General features: G+C 75.4%; 21 protein-coding genes and 1 pseudogene. 8 read left to right on the plus strand and 14 right to left on the minus strand.

All coding sequences use genetic code 11. The features are described from left to right. Positions 1-54 precede the first annotated feature (54 nt). Positions 55-870, minus strand: a complete 816-nt coding sequence (locus J3P38_RS07040) for a GNAT family N-acetyltransferase (protein WP_210503084.1) — start codon at positions 868-870, stop codon at positions 55-57. Between the two features lie 176 nt (positions 871-1,046). Between J3P38_RS07040 and J3P38_RS07045 the strand changes: the two genes are divergently transcribed. Further along, positions 1,047-1,757, plus strand: a complete 711-nt coding sequence (locus tag J3P38_RS07045; RefSeq protein ID WP_210439117.1) for an SGNH/GDSL hydrolase family protein — start codon at positions 1,047-1,049, stop codon at positions 1,755-1,757. Positions 1,758-1,836: 79 nt separating this feature from the next. Here the strand turns inward: J3P38_RS07045 and J3P38_RS07050 are convergent, their stop codons facing one another. Next, positions 1,837-3,780 carry a M3 family metallopeptidase gene (locus tag J3P38_RS07050; protein WP_307807769.1) on the minus strand — a complete coding sequence of 648 codons (1,944 nt, stop codon included), beginning with the start codon at positions 3,778-3,780 and terminating at the stop codon, positions 1,837-1,839. Positions 3,781-3,862: 82 nt separating this feature from the next. Between J3P38_RS07050 and J3P38_RS07055 the strand changes: the two genes are divergently transcribed. Then, a complete protein-coding gene (locus tag J3P38_RS07055) occupies positions 3,863-5,077 on the plus strand; it encodes an MFS transporter (RefSeq protein WP_307807770.1) in 1,215 nt (404 codons plus the stop codon). Here the strand turns inward: J3P38_RS07055 and J3P38_RS07060 are convergent. Further along, a complete protein-coding gene (locus J3P38_RS07060) occupies positions 5,064-5,597 on the minus strand; it encodes a hypothetical protein (protein ID WP_210439120.1) in 534 nt (177 codons plus the stop codon). The genes J3P38_RS07055 and J3P38_RS07060 overlap by 14 nt on opposite strands. Before the next feature lie 104 nt (positions 5,598-5,701). Between J3P38_RS07060 and J3P38_RS07065 the strand changes: the two genes are divergently transcribed. From J3P38_RS07065 to J3P38_RS07080, 4 genes are all read left to right on the plus strand, one after another. After that, positions 5,702-6,496: a hypothetical protein gene (locus J3P38_RS07065; RefSeq protein WP_210439121.1), complete on the plus strand. Its 795-nt coding sequence runs from the start codon at positions 5,702-5,704 to the stop codon at positions 6,494-6,496. Further along, entirely contained in the window at positions 6,493-7,008 is a 516-nt protein-coding gene (locus tag J3P38_RS07070; RefSeq protein ID WP_210503087.1) for a DUF1648 domain-containing protein, read from the plus strand. The genes J3P38_RS07065 and J3P38_RS07070 overlap by 4 nt, the downstream gene beginning before the upstream one ends. An 89-nt stretch (positions 7,009-7,097) precedes the next feature. Then, positions 7,098-7,397: a hypothetical protein gene (locus J3P38_RS07075; RefSeq protein WP_210503088.1), complete on the plus strand. Its 300-nt coding sequence runs from the start codon at positions 7,098-7,100 to the stop codon at positions 7,395-7,397. Continuing rightward, positions 7,394-8,407, plus strand: coding sequence for a hypothetical protein (locus J3P38_RS07080; RefSeq protein ID WP_210503089.1), 1,014 nt, complete (start codon positions 7,394-7,396; stop codon positions 8,405-8,407). Before J3P38_RS07075 ends, J3P38_RS07080 begins: the two co-directional genes overlap by 4 nt. A gap of 21 nt (positions 8,408-8,428) precedes the next feature. Here J3P38_RS07080 and J3P38_RS17645 read toward each other — a convergent pair whose 3' ends face one another. The 7 genes from J3P38_RS17645 to J3P38_RS07115 form a co-directional block, all read right to left on the minus strand. Continuing rightward, positions 8,429-9,331 (minus strand): sucrase ferredoxin, encoded by a 903-nt coding sequence (locus tag J3P38_RS17645; protein ID WP_210503090.1) that lies wholly within the window; start codon positions 9,329-9,331, stop codon positions 8,429-8,431. Beyond that, on the minus strand, positions 9,328-10,386 hold the full coding sequence (locus tag J3P38_RS07090) for a JmjC domain-containing protein (RefSeq protein ID WP_307807771.1): 1,059 nt from the start codon (positions 10,384-10,386) through the stop codon (positions 9,328-9,330). Before J3P38_RS07090 ends, J3P38_RS17645 begins: the two co-directional genes overlap by 4 nt. Before the next feature lie 62 nt (positions 10,387-10,448). Then, positions 10,449-10,730 carry a hypothetical protein gene (locus J3P38_RS07095; RefSeq protein ID WP_210503091.1) on the minus strand — a complete coding sequence of 94 codons (282 nt, stop codon included), beginning with the start codon at positions 10,728-10,730 and terminating at the stop codon, positions 10,449-10,451. Positions 10,731-10,858: 128 nt separating this feature from the next. Further along, positions 10,859-13,789: a helix-turn-helix transcriptional regulator gene (locus J3P38_RS18040; RefSeq protein ID WP_210503092.1), complete on the minus strand. Its 2,931-nt coding sequence runs from the start codon at positions 13,787-13,789 to the stop codon at positions 10,859-10,861. Positions 13,790-14,260: 471 nt separating this feature from the next. Then, on the minus strand, positions 14,261-15,436 hold the full coding sequence (gene hutI, locus J3P38_RS07105) for an imidazolonepropionase (protein WP_210503093.1): 1,176 nt from the start codon (positions 15,434-15,436) through the stop codon (positions 14,261-14,263). Then, positions 15,433-16,770, minus strand: a complete 1,338-nt coding sequence (locus J3P38_RS07110) for a formimidoylglutamate deiminase (protein WP_210503094.1) — start codon at positions 16,768-16,770, stop codon at positions 15,433-15,435. The genes hutI and J3P38_RS07110 overlap by 4 nt, the downstream gene beginning before the upstream one ends. Continuing rightward, positions 16,767-17,975, minus strand: coding sequence for an allantoate amidohydrolase (locus J3P38_RS07115; protein WP_246849958.1), 1,209 nt, complete (start codon positions 17,973-17,975; stop codon positions 16,767-16,769). The genes J3P38_RS07110 and J3P38_RS07115 overlap by 4 nt, the downstream gene beginning before the upstream one ends. 86 nt (positions 17,976-18,061) lie before the next feature. Between J3P38_RS07115 and J3P38_RS07120 the strand changes: the two genes are divergently transcribed. Next, complete coding sequence (locus J3P38_RS07120) at positions 18,062-18,658, plus strand: nitroreductase family protein (protein ID WP_210503095.1); 597 nt, start codon at positions 18,062-18,064, stop codon at positions 18,656-18,658. Here J3P38_RS07120 and J3P38_RS07125 read toward each other — a convergent pair. From J3P38_RS07125 to J3P38_RS07135, 3 genes are all read right to left on the minus strand, one after another. Next, positions 18,605-19,459, minus strand: coding sequence for a serine/threonine-protein kinase (locus tag J3P38_RS07125; RefSeq protein ID WP_210503096.1), 855 nt, complete (start codon positions 19,457-19,459; stop codon positions 18,605-18,607). The two genes, J3P38_RS07120 and J3P38_RS07125, sit on opposite strands and share 54 nt — an antisense overlap. Then, entirely contained in the window at positions 19,456-21,198 is a 1,743-nt protein-coding gene (locus J3P38_RS07130; RefSeq protein WP_210503097.1) for an ABC transporter ATP-binding protein, read from the minus strand. The genes J3P38_RS07125 and J3P38_RS07130 overlap by 4 nt, the downstream gene beginning before the upstream one ends. Positions 21,199-21,326: 128 nt before the next feature. Further along, on the minus strand, positions 21,327-21,467 hold the full coding sequence (locus tag J3P38_RS07135) for a hypothetical protein (RefSeq protein WP_210439133.1): 141 nt from the start codon (positions 21,465-21,467) through the stop codon (positions 21,327-21,329). Between the two features lie 234 nt (positions 21,468-21,701). On the opposite strand from J3P38_RS07135, the gene J3P38_RS17660 reads away from it, so the two are divergent. Next, a complete protein-coding gene (locus tag J3P38_RS17660) occupies positions 21,702-22,058 on the plus strand; it encodes a hypothetical protein (protein ID WP_246856043.1) in 357 nt (118 codons plus the stop codon). Between the two features lie 214 nt (positions 22,059-22,272). Here the strand turns inward: J3P38_RS17660 and J3P38_RS17665 are convergent. Continuing rightward, positions 22,273-22,503: pseudogene (locus J3P38_RS17665) on the minus strand (PspC domain-containing protein); the annotation flags it as partial. Positions 22,504-22,561 lie beyond the last annotated feature (58 nt).

Genomic DNA, 22,561 nt, shown 5'->3' on the forward strand with positions numbered 1-22,561 from the left:
TTCGCAATCCCCCGCTTAGGCGAGGGATTCGCGACAGGCACGGACCGACAGAAGTCAGGGCGAGGCGGCCGACCGCTCCCACACGTACGGCGTCGTGGTCGTCACGGCCTTCAGGCCCGCGCGCTGCAGGATCGGGCGCGACATGTCGGTGCAGTCGGAGTGGATCAGCCGGATGCCGCGCGACACCGCGGAGCGGGCGCGCGCGGCGACGAGGGCCCGGTAGATGCCGCGGCCGCGGAGCTCCGGCAGCGTCGAGCCGCCCCAGATGCCGGCGAAGTCGGTGCCCGCGACGGGCGTGAGCCGGCCGCCGGAGACCACCCGGCCGCCGACCTCGGCGATCCAGAACTCCGACTCCCCGGCCTCGAGCTCGGCCAGCGACGAGCGGACGGAGGGTCCCCGACCGGTGCCGAAGACCGCCTCCTGCGCCTCGAGCATCCGGGTCACGTCGGCCTCCGCGCCCGGACCGGGCTCGATGCGGCGTACGACGACGGGGCCGGCCGGGGTGTCCTCGAGGGGCACCTCGACCGCGAGCTTCGACGCCTCGCCGACCATCACGGTCTCGACCGGCTCGGGGACCAGCCCGTGGGCGACCAGCCGGTCGCCGAGGTCGGCGGGCCGGTCGTGGCCGCGGGTCTTCCACTCGAACGACGCCACGTCCGTGTCGTCGCGGTAGTGCGCGACGGTGCGCGCGACGAGGTCGTCGAGCTCCTCGCCCTCGAGGCCCCCGAGGTCGCGGTAGGACACGAAGCCACCGTGGTCGAACACGCCCCACAGCAGCGGCCCCTCCCGCCGCACGTCGAGGGCGCGCGCCATCTCGGCGTCCGTGCGCAGCTGCTCGTCGTAGGCGGCCAGGAGGGGGTCCGACGTCATGGCGGGGAGCCTAGGACGAACCGGCTCCCGGGCGCCGCCGGTTTTGTCCGCACCGCCTCGCCCGTGCGCGGGTCCCCTCACGCGGGGCGGGCGCGGGACCACCGCCGCCGGATGTCGGGGAAATCTCAGGGGGATTCCCCTGCCAGGGGCGAGGCGCAGGCCGCACACTTCTTCTCGTGGTCCTTCGGGGAGACGTGCGCCGGGTCGTCGGCGCCGCAGCGGTCGTGACGCTGCTCGCTGCCCTGATGGCCTTCTACGTCGCCGGCACCGCCGACGCCGGCCCGACGCGGTGCCAGCAGCACCGCCTCGACGCGCGCGAGCGCGCCGGCACCGTCACCGGTGAGGGGGCGCCGGTCCTCGTCATCGGCGACTCGTGGTCGGTCGGCCTCGGGCAGGACGACCTGGCACGGTCGTGGCCCAGCCGGCTGCCGGGCGCCGTGCACGTGCTCGGCTTCTCCGGCTCGGGATTCAGCGCCGGGGCGAGCCGCTGCGGCGCCGTTTCGTTCCACGACCGCGCGCCGACCGCGGTCGGCGTGCGGGCCCGGCTCGTGGTGGTCCAGGGCGGGCTCAACGACTACGACCAGCCCGGAGCGGCGATCGACCACGGGTTCCGGTCCCTCATGGCCGACCTCGCGGGTCAGCGCGTGGTGGTCGTCGGCCCCGCCGACGCACCCGCTCGCTCCGGCGCCGTGCCGCGGGTGGACGCGCAGCTCGAGGTGCTCTCCGAGCTCTACGGCGTTCCCTACGTCCGCACCAGCGACCTCGACCTCGACTACCTCCCCGACCGGCTGCACCTGACCGAGGAGGGCCACCGCGCGTTCGGCGACGCCGTGGCGGCACGTGTCGCCGAGGCCGTCCCGGCCCGCCCCGCCGCCCTCGGTCGCTGAGCCGCACCACGGAGAGCCCGGCGCCCGGTCGACCACCGGACGGGAGGCCGTCCGCGCGGCGGGGGCCGGTGCCGGTCCGCTACTCCGCGAGCCAGGCAGCCCAGCTGTCGAAGGAGTAGGGCCGGCCCAGGAAGTCGGCGACGAGGTCGGCGGCGTCCCCGCGACCGCCCATCGCCAGCACCTTGTCGCGGTACGCGTGGGCCACCTCGGGGGCGAACAGGTCGTCGGTGTCGAAGGCGGAGAACAGGTCCTTCGCGATGACGAGCGACCACATGTAGGTGTAGTAGCCCGACGAGTAGCCGTCGAGGTGCCCGAAGGCGCAGTGCATGTGCGCGCCGTCGAGCGGCGGGAACACCGAGTAGCGCCGCTGGAGCTCGTCGCCGTAGGCGGTGAGGTCGTCGTGCGGGACGGCGTGGAACCAGTAGGACCGGGCGGCGTACGACATCTGCTGCACGGCGTAGGTCCCCTTGCCGAAGTGGTCGGCCCGGCGCATCGCCGCGACCAGCTCGGCGGGGATCGTCTCGCCGGCGCCGTTGCGGGCGAAGGTCGCCAGGACGTCGGCGTCCCAGGCCCACTCCTCGAGCATCTGGCTGGGTGCCTCGACGAAGTCCCACTCGGTGGCCACGCCGGAGAAGCGTGCCCACTCGCCCTGGCCGGCCAGGACGTGGTGGACGAGGTGGCCGAACTCGTGGAAGAGGGTCACCACCTCGTCGTGCTCCATCAGGCCCCGGCTGAAGTTGCACACGAGGACGCCCTCGGGCAGCTGCGCACCGGCGATGCCCTTGACCAGGTCGAACTGCGCGGCGTGCTTGTACTTCCCCTCACGCGGGTGCAGGTCGAGGTGGATCCGGCCGATCCTCCTGCCCTCGAGGCCGACGTCGTAGCTGGCGACCTCCTCGTGCCAGGTGCGCGCGTCCTGGGGCGACACGGGCGTCCACTCGAGGCCGAAGAGGCGACCCGTCACGTCGAGAAGGCCCTGGCGGACCTGCTCGAACGGGAAGTAGGTGCGCACGACCTGCCCGTCGACGTCGTACTGCTCGCGGCGGACCAGCTCGGAGTAGTAGCGCGCGTCGTAGGTGGCGACCGAGTCGGCCGACGGGTCGTCGCGGCGCTTGCGCTCGAGCAGCACGGCGACCTCCTCGGCGGCGCGCTCCTTGGCGGCCTCGCCGACCCGGTCGATGAAGTCGGCCACCGCCTGGCCGGTGCCGATCATCTTGACCTCGGTGTCGTAGTCGGGCCACGAGTCGTAGCCGAGCAGGCCCGCGGTCTCCCGGCGCACCGCCAGCAGGTCCTGCAGGACGCCGTCGTTGACCGGCCACGCGACGTTGTTCTGCGCGAGCGCGAGCTCGTGCCGGGCCTCGGCGTCCGAGCCGAAGGTGAGGAACGGCACGAGGTCGGGGTAGTCGGTGGTGATGGTGACCAGGCCGTCGTCGTCGGGCCGGTGGGCGTCGCGGTAGTCGTCGGGGAGCCCGGCGAGCCGCTCCGGGGCGATCCGGATGGAGCGCACGTCGTCGCGGATGTTGCGGCCGAAGTCCTGCGACAGCCGGACCCCGCGCTCGCTCAGCTCCCGCAGGCGGTCCCGGGTGGCCTCGTCACGGTCCACGCCGGAGCGGCGGAAGTCGCGCAGCGTGTGCTCGAGGACGCGGCGGCCGTCGTCGTCGAGGCCGGTCGTGTCGCCGGACAGGGAGTCGAACGCCGCGTAGAGGTCACGGTCGAGTCCCAGCTCGGTGACGTACTTCTGCACCTGCTGGCTGAGGTCGTCGGCCCGGTCGCGCACCCCCGCGTCGGGGTGGACCTCGGCCCACAGCGCGACGGCCTCCGCGTTGGCGAGGGCGGTCTCCGCCTTGTTCCACGCCGCGAGCACCACCGGCGCGTCGGAGGAGCCGGCCTTCACCAGGCCGACCTGGCGCCGTGCCTCCGCGAGCTGGCCCTCGCAGTGCTCGGAGACCCAGGCGAGCCAGTCGCCGGTCCCCGGCAGGTCGAGGGGTGCGGGCTGTATGTCGGTGCGGGGTTCGGAGGCCACGCCCGCGAGCCTACGGGCGAGCGGTGTGGCGCTCCACCGGGTTGCGCGTCGAGCGGTCGGCCGGCGCCCGTAGCGTGTGTCCGTGAGCACCTCGGGGGACGCCGCGTTCCGCTTCCGCGACATCTGGCTCGTGGCGTACGGCCCCTCCATCGTCTCCGCCGTCGGGCACGGCGCGATCATGCCGGTGCTCGCCATCCGCGCGCGCGACCTCGGCGCGGACGTCAGCACGGCGGCCGCCGTCGTCGCGCTGACCGGGGTCGGGATGCTGCTGGCGAGCCTGCCGTCGGGCGCGCTGGTCGCCCGGATCGGCGAGAGGCGGGCCCTGGTGGCGGCCGGCCTCGTGGACGCCGTGGCGATGGCCTTCGCGGCGCTCACCGACTCGGTGCTCGGCCTCGCCGTCGGCGTCCTGCTGAGCGGGGTCTGCTGGACCCTGTTCCTCATCGCCCGGCAGGGCTTCATGATCGACGTCGTCCCGGCCACGCACCGCGCCCGCGCCATGTCGCTGCTGGGCGGGTCCTACCGCGTCGGCGTCCTCGTCGGGCCGCTGATCGGCGCGGGACTGATCCACCTCACCGACCTCACCAGCGTCTTCTGGCTGGGCGCCGCGATGTCGGTCCTCGCCTCGATGCTCGCCGCCACGATGCCCGACCTCGGCGAGGAGAAGCGCGCGGCGGCCCGGGCGAGCGGTCACCTCCGCGTGTGGGCCGTGATCGCGGCGCACCGCCGGGTGCTCGCCACGCTCGGCTCCGCCGTGGTCATCCTCGGCACGAGCCGCTCGCTCCGGCTCAGCCTGCTGCCGCTGTGGGCCGACCACCTCGGGCTGGCGGCGTCGACGACCTCGCTCATCTTCGCCGGCGCCGCGGCCCTCGACGTGGCCTTCATGTGGCCGGGCGGGTGGCTGATGGACACGCGTGGGCGCATGGTCGTCGCCGTGCCGGTCGTCCTCTCGATGGCGGTGGCGTGCCTGCTGCTGCCGCTGGCGACGGACGCCGTCTCGGTCGCCCTCGTCATGGCCCTCATCGCGTGCGGCAACGGCCTCGGCTCGGGGATCGTGATGACGCTCGGCGCCGACGCCTCACCCAGCGACGGACGGCCGCAGTTCCTCGGCGCCTGGCGACTGTGCGGCGACATCGGCAACACCGGCGGCCCGCTGGTGGTGGGCGCGGTCGCTGCCGTCGCACCGCTCGCGACGGCCTGCCTGGTCGTCGGCGTGCTCGGGCTCGCCGGAGCCGCGTGGGTGGGCTACTGGACGCGACGCGTCGACGTGGCCCGCGAGCAGCAGCTCAGCCGACGGTGACCGTGACCTCGTTGGAGACCACGTCGGAGTCGGTGTCGACGACGCGGAACTTGTTGGGTCCCGTGCGGCTGGTCTGGACGTACGTCGCGAACGTGCCGCCACTGACCGACATGGTCACCGGGAAGTCCGACCACGTACCGTTCTCGAGGCGCTGCACCTGCAGGATCGCTCCCTCGCCGGCCTGGTAGGTCCCCGTCAGGTCGATCTGCTGCATCGGGCTCACCGACTGCTGCGTGGCCGACAGCGAGATGCCCTGCGCGGGGGCGGCCTCGGACGAGGTCTCGGTGCCGGGACCGGGCTCCACGGGGTCGGTCGGCACGGTCTCGGTGCTGGTCTCGCTCGGCTTGGGCAGGCTGAAGGTCGCGGGCGTGCCGCCGCCACCCCCGGCCGACGAGGTCTCGCCGATGCCCGTGGCCTTGACCCCGACCAGCACGGCGAGCCCTGCGAGCAGGCCGATGGCCACGGCGACGCCAACCAGGGCGACGAGCCCGGTCAGGACGGGGCGGTTCTCGGTGTCCATGGAGACCTCTCACGCGGGTGCTGGGGCCCGAGGTGCTGGGCCCGGCCATTGTCCAAGACGGGTGGTGAGGAGGCCAACCGAGGCCCGTCGGGGAGGATGGGCGCATGCAGTCCCCGTTGCGACACGGCAAGGCCGCCCTCGGCACCACGATCGCCGGCGGTGCGCTCGCCGCGCTGTCCCAGGCCCCCGAGCGCGCGTCCCGCCTGCTCCGGCACCGCTACCCGACGGTCGCGGTCACCGGCATGACCGGCGTCGGGAAGACCCGCCTGGCCGACCGGCTGTCCCGCCGTGCCGGGTCGCAGGCGGCCGCCGGCGGCGGGCCCGACGTGGGTTCGGCGGTGATGGAGCGGCGTACCCGCCGCACCTCCCGGTTGCGCGGCTACCGGTTCCGCGTGGTCCCGGGGGAGAACGCCGCGACCCGCCTCGGAGCGCTCGACGAGGTCTTCCACGACGAGCCCGTCGACGGCGTGCTGCACGTCGTGGCGTACGGGCACGCGACGCCCCGGCGCACGGCCGGCACCACCGGCGCGGCGGTCGCCTCGCGTGAGGAGCAGCTGGCCGCCGAGCTGGACGACTGGGCGATCACGGCCCACCGGATCGCGAGCATGGCGGTGCGGCGCGAGCGCCCGACGTGGTTGGTGGTCGCCGTGACCAAGGCCGACCTCTTCGCCGACGACATCGACGCGGCCGTGCGCTACTACTCCCCCGGCAGCGGGTCGCCGTTCGGCGACAGGCTCGACGAGCTGCGCGCCCTCGCCGGCGGGGCGAAGCTCTCGATCGACGTGCTGCCCGTGTGCGCGCAGGGCGGCGACAAGCGGTCCGCCATGCCGGAGAAGGGGTGCACCGACCTGCTCGACCGGCTCGAGCTGCGCCTGGCGCAGCTCAGCGGCCACGTGTGAGCGCCGTGCGACGGGGCCGTCTCGCACTGCTCGTCGTGGCGGGGACGTACGCCGTCGCGCTGGCGTGGGCGGCCGCCGTCCTGCCCGCCCGCGCACCCGCGCACTTCGACGCCGCGGGGCGGGTGGACGACTGGTCCAGCCGCGGCGGCCTGCTGGCGCTGTGGACCGTCGTCGGCCTGGTCGTGCTGGTCGGCGTGCCCGTCCTGACCCGCCTCGGGCTGCGCGGCGACGGCACGTGGGTCAACCTGCCGCAGGCCACGAAGGACCACTGGCTCGCCCCCGAGCGGCGTGCGGAGCTCCGGGCGCGGTTCCAGGACGACATGGAGGGGTTCAGCGCCCTCACCGGCGGGCTCCTGCTGGCCGTCCTGGCCGTCACGACGTGGGTCGGCACCACCGGGCGCGACGATGCGCCGTGGTGGGTCCTCGCCGGGCTCGTCGGCGGCTACCTCGTCATGGCGGGGGTGTGGGCGGTGAAGACGCGCCTGGCGTACCGGCCACCTGGCGCGGGCTGACGCACCGCGCGGTCCAGACCAGCGCGCGAAGTGGTTCACAACTTCACCACTTCGGGTTTCGGCTCCGTACATCGGGGCAGGAGGTCGCCATGAGGCCGATCGCGATCAACCAGCGGGCGCTGCGCGGCGCCAAGGAGGAGCTCGACTCCGCCCGGGAGGCGCTGCGGGCCGCCCTCGGCGAGATCGACCACCCCGCCGACGACTTCCCCTGGCGCGACCTCGTGGTCGAGGGCGTCCGCAAGCTCGTCGAGGACGCCGAGCAGGTCGCGAAGCGGTGCCGCACCATCGCCGGTGCCATCGACGACTCGGTCGTCGACTTCGACGAGCTCGACGTCATGGTGGGCGAGGCTGCGCGGGCGGCCGCGCGGCTCGACCAGGTGACGCCATGACGAGGACCGCGGCCGACCGTCTGGAGACCCAGCGCGACCAGCTCCGGTTCGGCGACCCGATCGGCTGTCACTACCACTGGCTCGAGCCGGGCGCGATCGAGGGCTACGGAGACTCCGTGCGCCGTCTCGCCGGCAAGGTCGACGGCGCCGCCGACGGCTTCGAGCGGACCGCGACGATCTCGGAGGAGGTCTTCGCCGGCGAGGCGGCCGACGCCCTGCGCGCGCGAGCCGCCCGGCGCCACGAGGAGTCGGTGACGGTCCGTGACGACCTCCGCGGCCTCGGTCGCGCGATCATCGCCTACGCCGACGTCCTGCGGCAGCACCGCGAGGGCCTCGAGCAGCTGCGCGCGTTCGCCACCGGCCGGGGCCTCGAGGTGCGCGACCACCGCATCTGGCCGCCGGTCGCCTCGTTGCCCGGCGACGCCACGCAGGACCAGGCCGATGCGTGGGAGGCCGACTGGAAGGCCTACCAGGCGTGCTTCGAGACCAAGGTCGAGCTGCGCGACACCCGCCGGGCCGGCACGCGTGAGCTGGTCGAGGCGCTCGCCGAGCACGCCGGCGTGCACCCCGACGAGGCCGAGAGGAGGCTCGTCGCGGTCGGCGCCGGCCAGGTGCGGTTCGGCGACCTGCGGCGGGAGGCCGCCGAGGAGGCCAGGGAGGCAGTGGACGCCGCTGGTGCCGCCGACGCCGCCCGGCGCACGGTTGAGGGGCTCAAGCGCCGCGAGCTGGCCGCGCTCGACGGCCTCGAGGCCCTGGTGATCGCCGAGGCGCCCGCGGAGGAGATCCAGGCGCAGGCCGCCCGGGTGCAGGCGCTGCACCGCGAGCTCACCGAGGCGCGCGTCGAGCTGCGCGACGCCGAGGCGGTCGCCGAGCGTGAGCAGGCCCAGGCCAACCGCGCGGCGCGCCACCTCGAGGCGGCCCAGGAGGGCGGTCCGCGGGAGCGGGTCGCCTGGCAGCATGCCCCCGAGACGGGCTCGCGTCCTGTCGACCTCCGGCACCGGCTGGGCTGAGCCCGACGGCCCACGCTCGGCTCAGGGCACCTCGCGGACCTCGACGACCTCGTGGCGCCACACGGCGCTCTCGCGGCGCGCCGAGCAGGTGAGCTGGTACGTCGCCTCGTCCGGGACCCGGCGCACGACCACCTCGCGCCGGCCCAGGCCGCGCACCTCGAACCGGGCGGTCGTGAGGTCGCCGTCGGAGCGCACCGCCTCGGGACGTACGTCGTCGAACCCGGTCAGTCCGTGCTCGCGCCGCACCGCGATGTCGGCGGCCTGCGCCGCCATCGGCAGGTCGGAGCGGCCCCGGAGGTGGTCCAGCAGCAGCTCGTCCGCGGCCGTGGCCGCCGCGACGCCGAGAGCGGTCTCGGGGTCGAGGCCGCCGTAGTAGTAGCCGCGCGGCAGCACGACCAGGTTGCCGGCGAACCGGTCGCCCCCGACGTGCGAGACCTCCCACACCGCGGCGGCGTGGGCGCCATCGGCCAGTGCCCGGGCCACGGGGCGGCCGAGCTCGGCGCAGCAGGCGTCGTGGCGGCCGTGCGTGCAGACCGCCATCAGCGGAGCGTCGTGCCGCTCCAGGCCGGGCGAGCGTCCGGCGCCCAGCGCGGCCAGGTCGAGGTCGCGCACGTCGTCGATCCGGTCGAGCAGCGCCGTCTCGAGCCACGAACCCGCCCCTGCTGCCCGCGCCGCGAACACGCGGGTACCTCCGCCGGCGGCCTGGCGCCCCGGGCGTCGCACGAGGAGGACGCGGACCCGGTGGCGGCCGGCCGCCTCGCGCAGGTGGGCGCCGAGCCCGTCGGGCATCCGGGCGTCACGGAGGGCCTCGGCACCCCACGGTCCCGGGTGCTCGACGAGCAGGAAGCTGCGCACGGTCGAGGCGGTGCCGGCCAGCTCGTCGGCGCGCGCCCGGCTCGCGACCGCACAGCGGAAGTCCGTCACCGGGCGACCTCGAGCAGCCCCTCCCGGACCAGTCGGCGACACAGCACCACCGCGCTCTCGGCGTCGGTCGAGGGGAGCTCGCCCGGCGTCAGCCGGGTGTGCGTCGCGACGTGCTCGAGCGCGGGCCGCACCCGGGAGGGGATGCGCAGGACCCGGTCGCCGATCAGCACCCGGACGGCGTCGCCGTCGTCGACCAGCACGCACGGGTGCCCGGACCGACGCCTCAGCGCGGTGTCGGCGGTGATGCCGGTCGTCAGGGCGTCGCGGTCGAGCAGCGCGCCCGCCATGCGCGGCGGGCGGCCGCTGAGGAACGCCTCGGCCTGGCCCGCCGCCAGCCCGGCGGGGTCGAGTCGGCGTACGTCGTCGGCGAGCGCGGCGAGGTGGTCGGCGAGCCCGTCGGCCAGGCGGGCCGGGTCGTCGAGGTAGCCCGCCGGGAGGTGCTCGTCGGGCACCTCGGCCAGCAGGCGGCCGACCTCGCGCTGCAGCAGCGTCCGCCACGTCAGCTGGTTGATGCCGATGGTCAGGTGCAGGGACACCGACTCCTGCGCGCGGGCGGCGTGCGGCGTGCCGGTCGGGAGGTAGGCCACGACGCCCGGCTCGAGGAGCAGGTCGCCGGGGCCGCCGTCGCCGTGGACCTCCCACATCTTGGTGCCGTGGGTCTGCATCACGAAGACGTCGTGGGAGTCGGAGTGGACGGCGAATCCCTGGGCGCCGGGCGGGGTGAGATAGGCGTTGGCCTGGCACGGGTGGCCGAGCTCGAGCTCCAGCTCCGCGACCAGGTCGCCGACGGGAGACCAGTAGCGCTGCAGCCCCTGGAGCACGATGGTGGCGCCCTCGTCGAGCAGGCGCATCAGCTTGACCGGGTCGACCAGGCCGGTCAGCGGCTTGCCGGCGAGGCTGCCGCCGCGGGTGTACGACGCCTCCGGCAGCACCGACCCGTCGCGCGCCACGCGGACGGCGGGCGTCCGGATCGCGGTCTCGGTCAGCAGGTGGTCGACGTGCGCGAGGGACAGGACCTCGGCGCCGTGGCCCGGGTCGGTGCGGTGCACGTGCACGCGCGACGCCCAGACCTTGTCGAGGAAGGTCTGGGCGTCGCCCGTGAGGCGGTCGAGAGCGCTCAGAGCGCGGTCCCGTCGGTGCCGTCGGCGTCGGTGGAGTCGCCGTCGGTGCCGTCGGCGTCGCTGCCGTCGGCGTCGGTGCCGTCGGCGTCGGTCGAGTCGCCGTCGCTGCTGTCGGTCGAGTCGCCGTCGCTGGAGTCGCCGTCCGTGCCGTCGGCGTCGCTGCCGCCCGCGTCGGTGCCGTCGGCGTCCGTGCTGGGCCCGGCCGACACACCGGTCGGGTCGACGCCCTCGGTGGTCATCTCGTCGTCGCCGAGGGGGTTGTCAGGAGTCGTCGTCATGGATCCTCCTTGTCGTGCCGCGACGGACCGTCCGTCCCGGGTGCGCCTCGAGTCTGGTGGCGTGGCACTCACGGTCCCACACCCCTGGGGACGGGTCGCCCGCCGCCCGCGCGGCTGCGCGGCGGACCTCAGACCAGGCCGCGCCGGCGGGCGACCGCTGCCGCCTCGGTGCGCGAGGCGGCGTCGAGCTTGGCCAGGATGTTGGAGACGTGGACCGACACCGTCTTGGTGCTGATGAAGAGCTGCTTGCCGATCTCGCCGTTGGAGCGCCCCTCCGCCACGAGCGCGAGGATCTCGGACTCGCGCGGCGTCAGCGCGGCGACCTCCGACACGGCGACCGGAGCCGGGGCCGAGCCCTGGGCGGTCAGCTCGGCCAGGAGCGCGCGGGACCGCAGCGCGTGCGCCGCCTCGCGCGCCTGGTCGCCCACGGCTCGAGCGGCCGCGGCGTCGCCGGTCGCGCGCAGGACGCCCGACAGGCGCACCCGCACCTGGGCGACCTCGGGGACGCTGCCGTAGGCCACCGCCGTGTCCTCGGCGGCCCGCCACGCCTCCACGAGCTCGTCGGAGGACGGCGGGTCGACCTGGGCGAGCCACCGCCACCGCAGGTGCTCGGCGGTGCGGCGGGCGACCCACATGCGGTACTCCGGACCGTGGCTGCCGTCGTAGGGGGCGTAGAAGTCGATCACCCGGGCACCGTCGGCCATCATCCGGTCGACGACGGCGGCGGACGCCTCCCGCTCCTCCGCGGACTGGTGCGGCGCCGCTGCGGCGAAGGCGCTCACGGCGATGGTGGCGAGACGCATCCGGGCCTGGAACCACTCGTGCCAGAGGGGTACGACGGCCGCGAGCACGTCGTCGTAGACCGAGACGGCGGTGGCCGCGTCGCCCGCCGCGGCCGCGCGCAGGAGCTCGGCGGTGCCGGCCGAGATCGCGGTCAGGCCGTCGGTGCCCCAGTAGTCGCGGAGCCGCTCGAGGGCCTTGGGCTTGGCCTCGCCGCGGATGCCGATCGTGATGAGCATCTGGTGGGCGAAGTAGAGCCACTCGAAGACCATGGGCGGGTTCTGCCCGCTGACGTCGAGCAGCTCCCACGCGTCGTCGAGCAGCCCCTGGTGGGTCAGCGCGACGGCGAGCAGCAGGCGCGCCTCCGCCGGGTACGGCGACCAGGTGAGGCCGCCCACCTCGCTGCGGGCGATGACCTCGCGGTAGACCGCGACGGCCGCCCCCAGGTCGCCCTCGTCGTGGTGGAGGCGGCCCAGCAGGTAGAGGGCCCGCAGCTCCGGCTCGATCAGCCCCGCGCGACGCGCCCGGTCGGCGGCGGCCCGCCATCCCGCCACCGGGCTGGAGCCCGACGTGGGGTCGAGGCCGGCGATCGTCGTGTGCAGCTCGACGGCGAGGCTCTGGAGGTCGTGGCGCTCGGCCAGCTCGAGCGCCTGCAGCGCGACGCTCCGCGCCTCGTCGCCGTGCCAGCTCCCGAGGCTCTGGGCCAGCACGAGGAGCGCCCGGGCCAGCAGCTTGGGCGGCCCGTCCTGCAGCAGCGCGACGGCCTCCTCCGCGGCCTCGCGCGGCGAGTCCGTGGTGTCGGTGAGCAGCAGCGCCGACGCCAGGGCGGTCAGCAGCTGGCCGCGGTCGACGTCGGACGCCCCCGGCGGGAGGGTCGCGAGCCGGGCGCGGAGCACCTTGACGGCCTTGGGGACGCGGCCCGCCGCGATGAGCGCCTCCGCGCACCGGCGGGCGAGGGCGTGCACGTCGACGTCGGTGACCGGGGTGCGCGCGGTGTCGATGAGCTCCAGGGCGTCGAGGAAGTGCGTCGAGGCCTCCGACGGCCCACCCACCGCGAGCGCCTCCTCGCCGGCCTCGATCGAGGCGCGGATGGCCACGGGACGGTCGTCGGCGCGGCGGGCGTGCTGGGCGAGCTCGGCCGCCGTGCCCACGGCCCGGCCCTCCCCGAGCGCCGCGACGAAGTCGGCGTGCAGGCGCATCCGCTCGCCGGGCAGCAGGTCGTCGTACACCGCCTCGCCGAGCAGCGCGTGCCGGAAGGCGTAGGTGCCACCGCGCGAGGCGACCAGCACGTGGGCGTCGACGGCCGCGCGCAGGGCGGACTCGAGCTCGGTGGAGCCGAGGTCGGAGACCGCGGCGAGCAGCGCGTGGCTCACCTGGCGTCCGGCGACCGACACGAGGCGGACCACCTGGCGGGTCGTCTCGTCGAGGCGGTCGAGGTGCACCAGCAGCACGTCGGCGAGCTCGCCGGGCACCTGTCCCGACCACGTGGCGCCGACGAGCTCCTCGATGAAGAACGGGTTCCCCTCCGCGCGGTCGACGATCGAGACGTACTCCGCCTCCGACAGCGTGGTGGGGTGCAGCGCGCGGACGAGGCGGCGTACGGCGTCCTCGGCGAGCGGCTCGAGCTGGAGGCGGTCCACGCCGCGCAGCCGCATCCACTCCGCGACCTGGCGGCGCAGCGGGTGGCGACGGTGGAGGTCGTCGGCGCGGTAGGAGACGGCGAGGGAGACGCCGGGCAGGGGACGGGAGAAGAGGAAGCTGAGCATGTCGCGCGTCGACTCGTCGGCCCAGTGGGCGTCCTCGACGAGGACGAGGAGCGGCGCCTGCTCGGCGACGGCGGAGAGGAGGTCGCCGACCGCGTCGTAGACGTTGCCGCGGTCGAGGGCCTGGTCGCCCGACGCGGTCTCGCTGCTGCGGATCCGGCGGCCCGGCTGGAGGCGGGCCAGCGTGGGGTGCACGTCGAGCACACGGCCGGCGACGTCGGGGAGGTCGGCCATGACGCGGCCGAGGATCTCGGAGAAGGGGAGGTAGGGCAGGGAGGAGTCGGCGAGGTCGAGGCAGTGGCCGGCCACCACCTGCCAGCCGGCGTCGAGGGCGGCGTCGCGCAGCGCCATCAGGACGCGGGTCTTGCCGACTCCGGCGTCGCCGGCGACGAGCACCGCCCGGGCGGTCGCCTCGTGCGGGTGGTCGGCCCCGGACGTGCGGATGCCGAGCTGGGCGGTGAGCTGCTCCAGCTCGGCATCGCGTCCGATGAGATCGGTGGTCCGCAGCGCCGGCACGGACGACATTGTGTCGTGCGCGTCGGACGACGGCGGGTCGATCGCGGTGCGGGTCACTTCTGGGTGGCGTCGGAGCGGACGCGGGTCCAGCGGCGGAGCCCGTAGTCCTTCCTGATGCGGTCCTGTCGGTAGGCGATCTCGGCACCCAGGAAGCTGTCGGTGGTGAACATGTCCTTCTCCTCTTCTCGGCACGGTCCTCGTCGACCGTGGGACGAGGTTCCGTCCGTGAGGTAGGGGCGGACATCGGGCGGGTGCCCTATTCGCGCGCGGGCGGCTACCTCAGACGCGCGCCGGGCGGCGTACGACGACCGCCTGAGGTAGCCGGTAGTCCACCGGCGAACGGTCGTCCCGCGGCCGCCGCGGCAGCCACGTGCCGGTGGACTACCGGGTGACGGCCGGGGGACGGCCGGGGGACGGCCGGGGGACGGCCGGGGACGGCGGGGGACGGCCGGGCAGCCACGTGCCGGTGGACTACCGCGAGACGACCGGGCGGCCGGCCTGCCACACCCCGGCGACGAGCGGGACGCCGGGCCGGTAGGCGAGGTGGAGGTACGACGGCGCGTCGAGGAGGACGAGGTCGGCGGCCTTGCCGGGGGCCAGCACGCCGACGTCGTCACGGTCGAGCGCGGCCGCGCCCATGGCGGTGGCCGCGTGGAGGGCCTCGGCCGGGCTCATCCGCATCTCGCGCACGGCGAGCGCGATGCACAGCGCCATGGAGGAGGTGAAGCACGAGCCGGGGTTGCAGTCGCTGGCGAGGGCGACCCGGACGCCGGCGTCGACCAGCCGGCGGGCGTCGGGGTAGGGCTGCCGCGTGGAGAACTCGACGCCCGGCAGGAGCGTCGCGATGGTGCCGCTGGCCGCCAGCGCGGAGACGTCGTCGTCGGCGAGGAACGTGCAGTGGTCGACCGCCACGAGACCGAGCTCGCAGGCCAGCCGCACGCCGCCGCCGTAGGTCAGCTGGTTGGCGTGCAGCCGTCCGCGCAGCCCGCTGGCGGACCCGGCCGCCAGGATGGCGCGCGCCTGGTCGACCCCAAAGGCGCCCTCCTCGCAGAACACGTCGATCCACCGGGCGTGCGGTGCCGCCGCCGCGAGCATGGGGCCGGTGACGAGGTCGACGTAGTCCTCGGGGGTGGTGCCGGCGGGGACGACGTGGGCACCGAGGAACGTCGTCTCGTCGGTGAACTGCCGGGCCACCGCGAGGCTGCGGGCCTCGTCGTGGACCGTCAACCCGTAGCCGCTCTTGATCTCCAGCGAGGTGGTGCCCTGTGCCCGCATCTCGGCGACGAGCCGGGCGACGTGGGAGGTCAGCTGCTCGTCGGTGGCGGCGCGGGTGCGCGCCACCGTCGTGCGGATGCCGCCGGCGGTGTAGGGCTCGCCGGTCATCCGCGCCTCGAACTCGGCGGCCCGATCGCCGGCGAAGACGAGGTGGCTGTGGGAGTCGACGAAGCCCGGGATGACGGCCCGGCCACCGGCGTCGACCTGCACGTCCGCCGCGGGGGCGTCCGCGGCGGGCCCGACCCAGGCGACCCGGCGGCCCTCGACGACCACGGCCGCGTCGCGGACGAGGCCCAGCAGGCCGCCCTGCTCCGCACGGGCGGGGTCGTTGGTGACGAGCTCGCCGATGCCGGTGATGACGGTGCTGCTCATGCGAGGGCCTCCCAGGTGCGCGTGACGGCGTCTTCGAGCTCGCGCCCGATGGCGGCGCGGTCACCGTCCTCGACGATCCAGCGTCCGTCGGCCATCACGCGCCGGACGTCCTCGGCCGCGGCGGCGAAGACCGCGGTGAACTCGTCACGGCCGGTGCCCGCCGTGCGCGGGGTGCCGGGGTCGATCACGACGAGGTCGGCGCGCCGTCCGACCGCGATCGCCCCCGCGTCGGGCCAGCCGAGCGAGGCGTGCCCGTCGGTGGTCGCCGCGGCGAGGAGCTCCGCGGCGGTCCAGTGCCCGCGCTGCTGGGTGGCGAGCCGCTCGTCGAGCTCGACGGCGCGCATCTCCTCGAAGGGGTCGATCACGGCGTGGCTGTCGCTGCCGAGGGTGAGCCGGGCGCCGGCGTCACGGAGCCGGCGGCTGGGACCGATGCCGTCGCCGAGGTCGCGCTCGGTGGTGGGGCAGAACGACACGTGGGCGCGCGCCGCGCCGATGAGGTGGATGTCGTCGTCGGTCAGGTGGGTGGCGTGGACCAGCGTGGTCCGGTCGTGGAGCAGGCCGTGCCGGTCGAGCAGCCGCGCCGGGGTCACGCCGGAGGCCGCCAGGCAGCCCTCGTTCTCGGCGACCTGCTCGGACAGGTGCACGTGGAACGGCTGCGAGGGCTGGTCGCTCATCGTCGCGGCCACCGCGGCCAGCTGGGTCTCGGCGACGGCCCGCACCGAGTGCACCGCTCGTCCGACCCGCGCGGCGGCGGCGTCGACGCCCGCCTCGAGCCCGGCCACGCGCGCGGCCCAGCGGGCGACCGAGCCGTCGCTGTAGCGCACCTGCACGCCCTCCGCGGGCGCGCCGAAACCCGACGACAGGTAGAGCGTGTCGAGCACGGTGACGCGGATCCCCGCCTGCCGGGCCGCCTCGACCAGCGCCAGCCCCATCGCGTTCGGGTCGTCGTACGGCGTGCCGTCCGGCCGGTGGTGGAGGTAGTGGAACTCCCCGACGCAGGTGATCCCGGCCGCCGCCATCTCGCGGTACGTCGCCCGCGCGAGCGCGAGGTAGGCCTCCGGGTCGAGCCGCGCGGCGACGTCGTACATCTGGTCGCGCCAGGTCCAGAACGTCCCGCGCCCCCGCTGGGTGCGACCGCGCAGCGCACGGTGGAAGGCGTGGCTGTGGGTGTTGGCGAGGCCCGGCACGACGAGGCCGCGGACCGGCACCGCGCGTGCCGGGTCGGCGTCCGGCGTGACCGCGGTGAAGCGACCGTCCTCGACCTCCACGAGCACGTCGTCGCGCACGCCGCCGGACTCCGGCAGCCAGGCCCGTTCGAGGAGGTACGCCGTCACGCCGGGGCCCCGGTCAGCTCGGCCAGCACGTCGGCCAGGGCCTCGACGCCGGCCAGGCAGTCGCCGGCCTCGGCGTGCTCGTCGGGCGAGTGCGAGACGCCCGTGGGGTTGCGGACGAAGACCATCGCGGTGGGGATGCCCGCGGCGGAGAGGATCCCGGCGTCGTGGCCGGCCTGGGTGGGGATGACCGGCCAGTCGCCGAGCGCCGCGAGGCGGGCGGCCAGGCCCGGGTCGAAGGCGACGGACCCGGACACCGACTCGGCGGTGACCGCGAGCGACGTGCCGTCGCGGCCCGCTCGATCACCGGCCTGCCGCTCGATCGACGCGACCAGCTCGGCGAGCGCGTCGTCGGACGACGCGCGGGCGTCGAGCCACGCCGTCACGAGGGACGGCACGGCGTTGGTGCCGTTGGGCTCAACGGCGAGCCGGCCGAACGTGGCGCGCTCGCCGGACAGCCGGGCCTGCTTGTTCGCGGCGAGGGCCGTCATGGCGTAGGTCAGCATCGGGTCGTGCCGGTCCTCCATGCGGGTGGTGCCGGCATGGTTCGCCTGGCCGCGGAAGTCGAAGCGCCACCGCCCGTGCGGCCAGATCTCGCTCGCGAGTCCGACGGCCGCGCCCCGGTCCACGAGGTCGCGACCCTGCTCGACGTGGAGCTCGACGAACGTGCCGACCCGGTCGAGCGACAGCAGGCCCCTCGACGGGTCGAGCCCGGCGTCGGCGACGGCGTCGGCGAGGAAGACCCCGTCGCGGTCGCGGAGCTCCTTCGCCTCGTCCCACGTGGTCGCGCCGGTCACGAGGCGCGAGCCGAGGCAGGCCCGGCCGAAGCGGGAGCCCTCCTCCTCGACGAAGACGCCGATGCCGAGCGGCCGGGCGGGCGTGACGCCGCGGTCGCGCAGGACGTCGACCGCCGCGAGCGCGGAGGCGACGCCCAGCGGGCCGTCGTACGCCCCGCCGTCGAGGACGGAGTCGAGGTGCGAGCCGGTGAGCACGCCGGGCACGTCGGCGTCCCCCCACCAGGCGACCTGGTTGCCCAGCCCGTCGGTCTCGACGGCGAGGCCGCGCGTGGCGCACTGCTCGGCGAACCACGAGCGGAGCTCGGTCTCCGCCGAGGTCCACGGCTGGCGGAAGTATCCGCCGGAGGAGGCCGACCGGCCGACCGGGGCCAGCTGGCGCCACATGTGCTCGAAGTCGGGTGGCGCGGGCATGCCAGCAGTCCACCGGGATCGCCCCGGAGGGTCAACGCACCGCGGCGGCGAGTCGTCTCGGATCCGAGACGTGGTTGGCTCGGCGCATGGAGTTCCGCGAGGTCGTCCGCCGCCGCCGGATGGTGCGCCGCTACTCCGGCGACCCGGTCGACCCCGCCGTGGTCGACCGGATGCTCGAGCACGCGCAGCGCGCGCCGACTGCCGGGTTCACCCAGGGATGGGCGTTCCTCGTGCTCGACACGGCCGAGGACGTCGCGCGCTTCTGGGAGTCGACGGGCGCCGACCCGGAGACCCACAACGCCTGGCTCGACGGCATGCGCACCGCCCCGGTGGTGATCGTCCCGCTCGCGTCCAAGGCGGCCTACCTCGAGCGCTACGCCCAGCCCGACAAGGGCTGGACCGACCGCAGCGAGGAGCGCTGGCCGGTGCCCTACTGGTACGTCGACGCCGGGATGGCGGCGCTGCTCGTGCTGCAGACCGCGGTGGACGAGGGCCTCGGGGCCTGCTTCTTCGGCATCCCCGGGGAGCACCTGGCGTCGTTCCGCGCCGCGTTCGGCGTCCCCGACGACCACGCGCCGGTCGGCGCGATCACCGTGGGCCACCGGGTGCCCGACGCCGGCGCGGCGGGGTCACCGACGCGCCGCGAGCGACGCACGGACGTCGTCCACCGCGGGCGCTGGTGAGCACAGCGGCTCGAGCGCCGAGCGCACCTGGCCCAGCAGCGGACGCGCGGACGGGTCGAGGCTGACGCACGCGGTCAGCACCTCGCGCACCTCCTCGGGCAGCTCGTCGACGCCGTCCGGCGTGCGCGGCATCCGGCGGTGCACGAGGGGCCAGCGGCGGCGACTCTCCCACGTCGCCTCGTCGCCGTACGGCGCCGTCCGGGCGAGGGCGTCGATGAGCGTCATGCCGAGCCCCCAGACGTCGGTGGCGGGCGAGAGCCCGCGGCCCGTCGCCTGCTCCGGCGCCAGGTAGCCCCGCGTCCCGGCGCCCGGGCGACCCCGCCCGGGGCGGCCGGCGAGGCTGAGGTCGATCAGCACCGCCAGGCCGTGGTCGACGACGACGTTGTCGGGCTTGAGGTCGAGGTGCAGCCAGTCGTGCCGGTGCAGGTAGCCGAGCACCGACGCGAGCTGGCAGCCGAGCTGCGCGACGTCGGACAACCCGAGCGGCTCCTCCTCGACGAGGGCCGAGAGGGTGGCACCGCGCAGCGTCTGGAGGACCACCGCAGGAGGGTCGTCGAGGACGTCGTAGCCGCGCACGAGGTGCGGGTGGGCCAGGGTGGTCGCCAGGTGTCCCTCGAGCAGCACCGCCTGGCGCACCCGCGGGTCGTGGCGGCGGTCGGCCCGCAGCAGCTTGACGACGCAGCGGGTGCCGCGCGCCTCGTCCCAGGCGTCCCACGTCTCGAGCCGCCGCCCGTCGGCGAGCAGCGCCAGCGGCCGGTAGCCGGCGGGGAGGTCGCCGGTCGGCGTACGTCGCCGGGTCACGCGGTGACCTCCGCGGGGGTGCGGTCCAGCGACACCACGCGGTCGACGTGCTGGAGGACGGCCGGGTCGTGCGTGAGGACGAGGACCGTGCGGTCGCGCGGCCCGGTCGTCAAGGCGACCATCAGCCGCCGCGCGGCCTCCGGGTCGAGGCCCGTCGTCGGCTCGTCGAGCACGAGCACCCGTCCCGGGCGCAGCAGCGCCCGCGCGAGCGCCAGCCGTTGGCGCTGTCCGCCCGAGAGGGACCGGCCGCGCTGGCCGATGCGTGTCTCGTAGCCGCGCGGCAGGGCCTCCACGAACTCGTGCGCACCGGCGTCGCGCGCGGCCGCGCGCACCTCGGCGCGGGTGGCGTCCGGACGGCCGAGGACGAGGTTGTCGTGGACCGAGGCGTCCAGCATCAGCTGCTCCTGGTGCACGACGGTGACCGCGTCGCGCACCGATGCGGCGGTGTGCCCCGCGACGTCGTGCCCGTCGACCGCGACGACGCCCGCGTCGGCGACGAGCTGTCGCGACAGCAGCCGGCCGAGGGTGGACTTCCCCGACCCGCTCGGTCCCACCAGGGCGACCACCTCGCCGGCCGCGACGTCGAGGGAGAAGCCCGCGAGCGCGGGAGCGGCCGCGCCGGGATAGGCGTACGACACCTCGCGCACCGAGACGGCACCGGGCCCGGGGGGCAGCGGCGCGGCACCGTCGCGGTCGCCGCCGGCCGGCTCGTCGAGGAGCTCGACGACCCGCTCCACGCCGGCGCTCGCGGAGTAGAGCGCCGGCACCAGGTCCGCCAGCGTCCGCACGGGTCCGAAGCACTGCAGGAGCAGCGTCAGGAACGCGAGCAGGCCACCGAGGGTGAGCCGGTCGGTCGCGAGCGACCAGACGCCGAGGCCCACGACGAGGAGCACGCCGACGAGCTCGGCCAGGTCGACGAGGGGCAGGAACAGCGCGCGGATGCGGCTGGCGGCGAGCTCGGCGCCGGCGATCGCGCGGTTGTGCCGGTCGTACGACGCCACCGCGGCGTCCTCCCCGCCGTAGGACTGGACGAGTGCGGCGTTGCCGAGCGCCTCCTCGGTCACGCTGCCGAGGGAGCCACCACGGCGGCGACGTTCCCTCGAGACGTCGCGGGTCAGCCGGGCGAACCGGGTCGAGACCCACCAGAACAGCGGCGCCACCACCAGCGAGGCGAGCGCCAGCTGCCAGTCCATCCAGACCAGCGCCCCGACGAGGACGAGCAGGCGCACGAGCGCGCCCACCCCGTCGCCGACCTGGGACACCATGAAGCGCTCGACCGCGGCGACGTCGGAGGTCAGCCGGGTGAGCGTGTCCCCGAGCCGTCGGCGGTCCGAGGCGGCGGCCGGCAGGGACAGGACGTGGGCGAACACGTCACGGCGCAGGTCGACGAGGAAGCGCTGCGAGACGTACGTCCCGAGGTAGTCGTCGGCGCCCGACACCACGCCGCTGACGAGGTTCAGCCCGATGTAGAGGAGCGCGAGGAGGACCAGCGGCTCGAAGGCGGCCGGGACGAGCACGTCGTCGACGAGCCGCTGGTAGAGCACGGCCTCGGCGACCGAGACGGCCGGGGCGGCGAGGAGGAGGACCAGGCCGAGCAGGAGCCAGCCGCGCAGGGGGCGCAGCCGCGGCCAGAAGCGTCGGGCGATGTCGACCAGCCGGAGCGTCGCGGCGACGTCGACGAGCGCCGACTCCTCCGGGGCGGCGCGCAGCGCCTCGGCGAGGCGGCGGCGTACGGACATCGGCTCTCCCCCTGGGCTCGTCGGCGGGTGGTCGGCGGGTGGCGCGGGTGGCGCGGGTGGCGCGGGTGGCGCGGGGACGGGTGGGCAGCCCGGGTGGGCGCCCACCCGTCGTGGTGGCGCTGCTCGGCTCAGTCGGTGCGCGAGCGCGAGCGGCTGCGGTTCCGGCGCCGACGACGGCGACGGCGACGGCGGCCGTCGTCGCTGGAGGAGTCGTTGCGACGAGCCTGGACGGCCGGCGCGAGGGCGGTGAGGATTCCGGAGCGGGCCATGGCGGCCTCCTTCGGTCTCGGTTCCCGGGTCTTCCCGGCTGACGTCGATGACTCTGGTCCCCCGACGTGATGCGGGGATGAGTTGCTCGTGAGAGCGCCCTCATGGACCGGCGGGCGACGTCACCGTGTCGCCCGGGAGCGACGCACCGGCCGGCTCGCGCACCCGCGCGCCCCGGCGCGTCTAGTGTCGGGGCAGGCTCCGGCGACCGGCCGGACGAGCAGGCGGGGGACCAGATGAGCGAGACGACGACCGGACCGGGCACGACCGCGGCAGTCGACGACGGCGCGAGGTTCCGGGCCTTCACCGGGCTGGGCCTGGCACTGGTGGCGCTCACGGGTGGCGGCGTGGTCGCCAACGGCGTCCAGTGGCTGGTCATCGGCCGGTTCCCGGCCGGCGACGACCTGACCTACTGGTCCGTGGTCGGTGGCGTGCCGCTGCTGATGGGTCTCGTGGGGCTGTGGCTGGGCACCGGTGCGGCCTCCTCCGCGGATGCGCTCGCCCGGCCCCTGGGCCGAGCGACCCAGGCCCTGTCCGCCCTCGCGGTGCTCGGCGCGGTCGTGCTGGTCGTCGCGCTCGTCCTCGGACAGTGAGCGCGCGCGCCCGCGGCTGCTCGTACGCCCGCTCCGTCGACGTCACGTCGGAGCGTCCGACGACCTGAAGTAGCGGCGGGCGGCAGCGGCACACGGGCCGTCGCGTGCACCGGGCCGGTTGAGGTCGTCCGACGCGCCGGACCGGCGCCGACCGCGGCCCCCGCCCCTCAGCGCGTCGGGTTGCAGCCGCCGCCGGGTTGTCCTCGCTCGGCATGAGGAACCACAGCAGCGGATAGACCAGCAGCTGGCTCCCCGGGATGGCGAAGAGGGTGACGACGAAGAGCAGCCGCGTCGTCCACGGCGTGAGCCCGAGGCGCCGGCCGACGCCGGCGCAGACCCCGCCCAGGACGGCACGGTCGGCGGGGCGGACGAGTCCCTGGCGGGCGAGCGAGGTGCGGATCTTCTCCATGCCCCCAGCCTGCGCCGTCCACGTCCTGGCGACCATGGGGATCGACCCCCGCCGACCCCGAGACGCCCCGAGCCGCCCCGAGCCGCCCCGGCCC

This window comes from Nocardioides xinjiangensis (assembly GCF_017916455.1).
Classification (GTDB): Bacteria; Actinomycetota; Actinomycetes; order Propionibacteriales; family Nocardioidaceae; genus Nocardioides; species Nocardioides xinjiangensis.

What these genes read in the sequence shown, in the direction of transcription:
- hutI (WP_210503093.1), bottom strand. Translation starts at nt 15,436, where the DNA reads ATGAGCAGCACCGTCATCACCGGCATCGGCGAGCTCGTCACCAACGAC.
- J3P38_RS17660 (WP_246856043.1), top strand. Translation starts at nt 21,702, where the DNA reads ATGAGCGAGACGACGACCGGACCGGGCACGACCGCGGCAGTCGACGAC.
- J3P38_RS07075 (WP_210503088.1), top strand. Translation starts at nt 7,098, where the DNA reads ATGAGGCCGATCGCGATCAACCAGCGGGCGCTGCGCGGCGCCAAGGAG.
- J3P38_RS07135 (WP_210439133.1), bottom strand. Translation starts at nt 21,467, where the DNA reads ATGGCCCGCTCCGGAATCCTCACCGCCCTCGCGCCGGCCGTCCAGGCT.
- J3P38_RS07060 (WP_210439120.1), bottom strand. Translation starts at nt 5,597, where the DNA reads ATGGACACCGAGAACCGCCCCGTCCTGACCGGGCTCGTCGCCCTGGTT.
- J3P38_RS07065 (WP_210439121.1), top strand. Translation starts at nt 5,702, where the DNA reads ATGCAGTCCCCGTTGCGACACGGCAAGGCCGCCCTCGGCACCACGATC.
- J3P38_RS07040 (WP_210503084.1), bottom strand. Translation starts at nt 870, where the DNA reads ATGACGTCGGACCCCCTCCTGGCCGCCTACGACGAGCAGCTGCGCACG.
- J3P38_RS07120 (WP_210503095.1), top strand. Translation starts at nt 18,062, where the DNA reads ATGGAGTTCCGCGAGGTCGTCCGCCGCCGCCGGATGGTGCGCCGCTAC.
- J3P38_RS07095 (WP_210503091.1), bottom strand. Translation starts at nt 10,730, where the DNA reads ATGACGACGACTCCTGACAACCCCCTCGGCGACGACGAGATGACCACC.
- J3P38_RS07080 (WP_210503089.1), top strand. Translation starts at nt 7,394, where the DNA reads ATGACGAGGACCGCGGCCGACCGTCTGGAGACCCAGCGCGACCAGCTC.
- J3P38_RS07115 (WP_246849958.1), bottom strand. Translation starts at nt 17,975, where the DNA reads ATGCCCGCGCCACCCGACTTCGAGCACATGTGGCGCCAGCTGGCCCCG.
- J3P38_RS07130 (WP_210503097.1), bottom strand. Translation starts at nt 21,198, where the DNA reads ATGTCCGTACGCCGCCGCCTCGCCGAGGCGCTGCGCGCCGCCCCGGAG.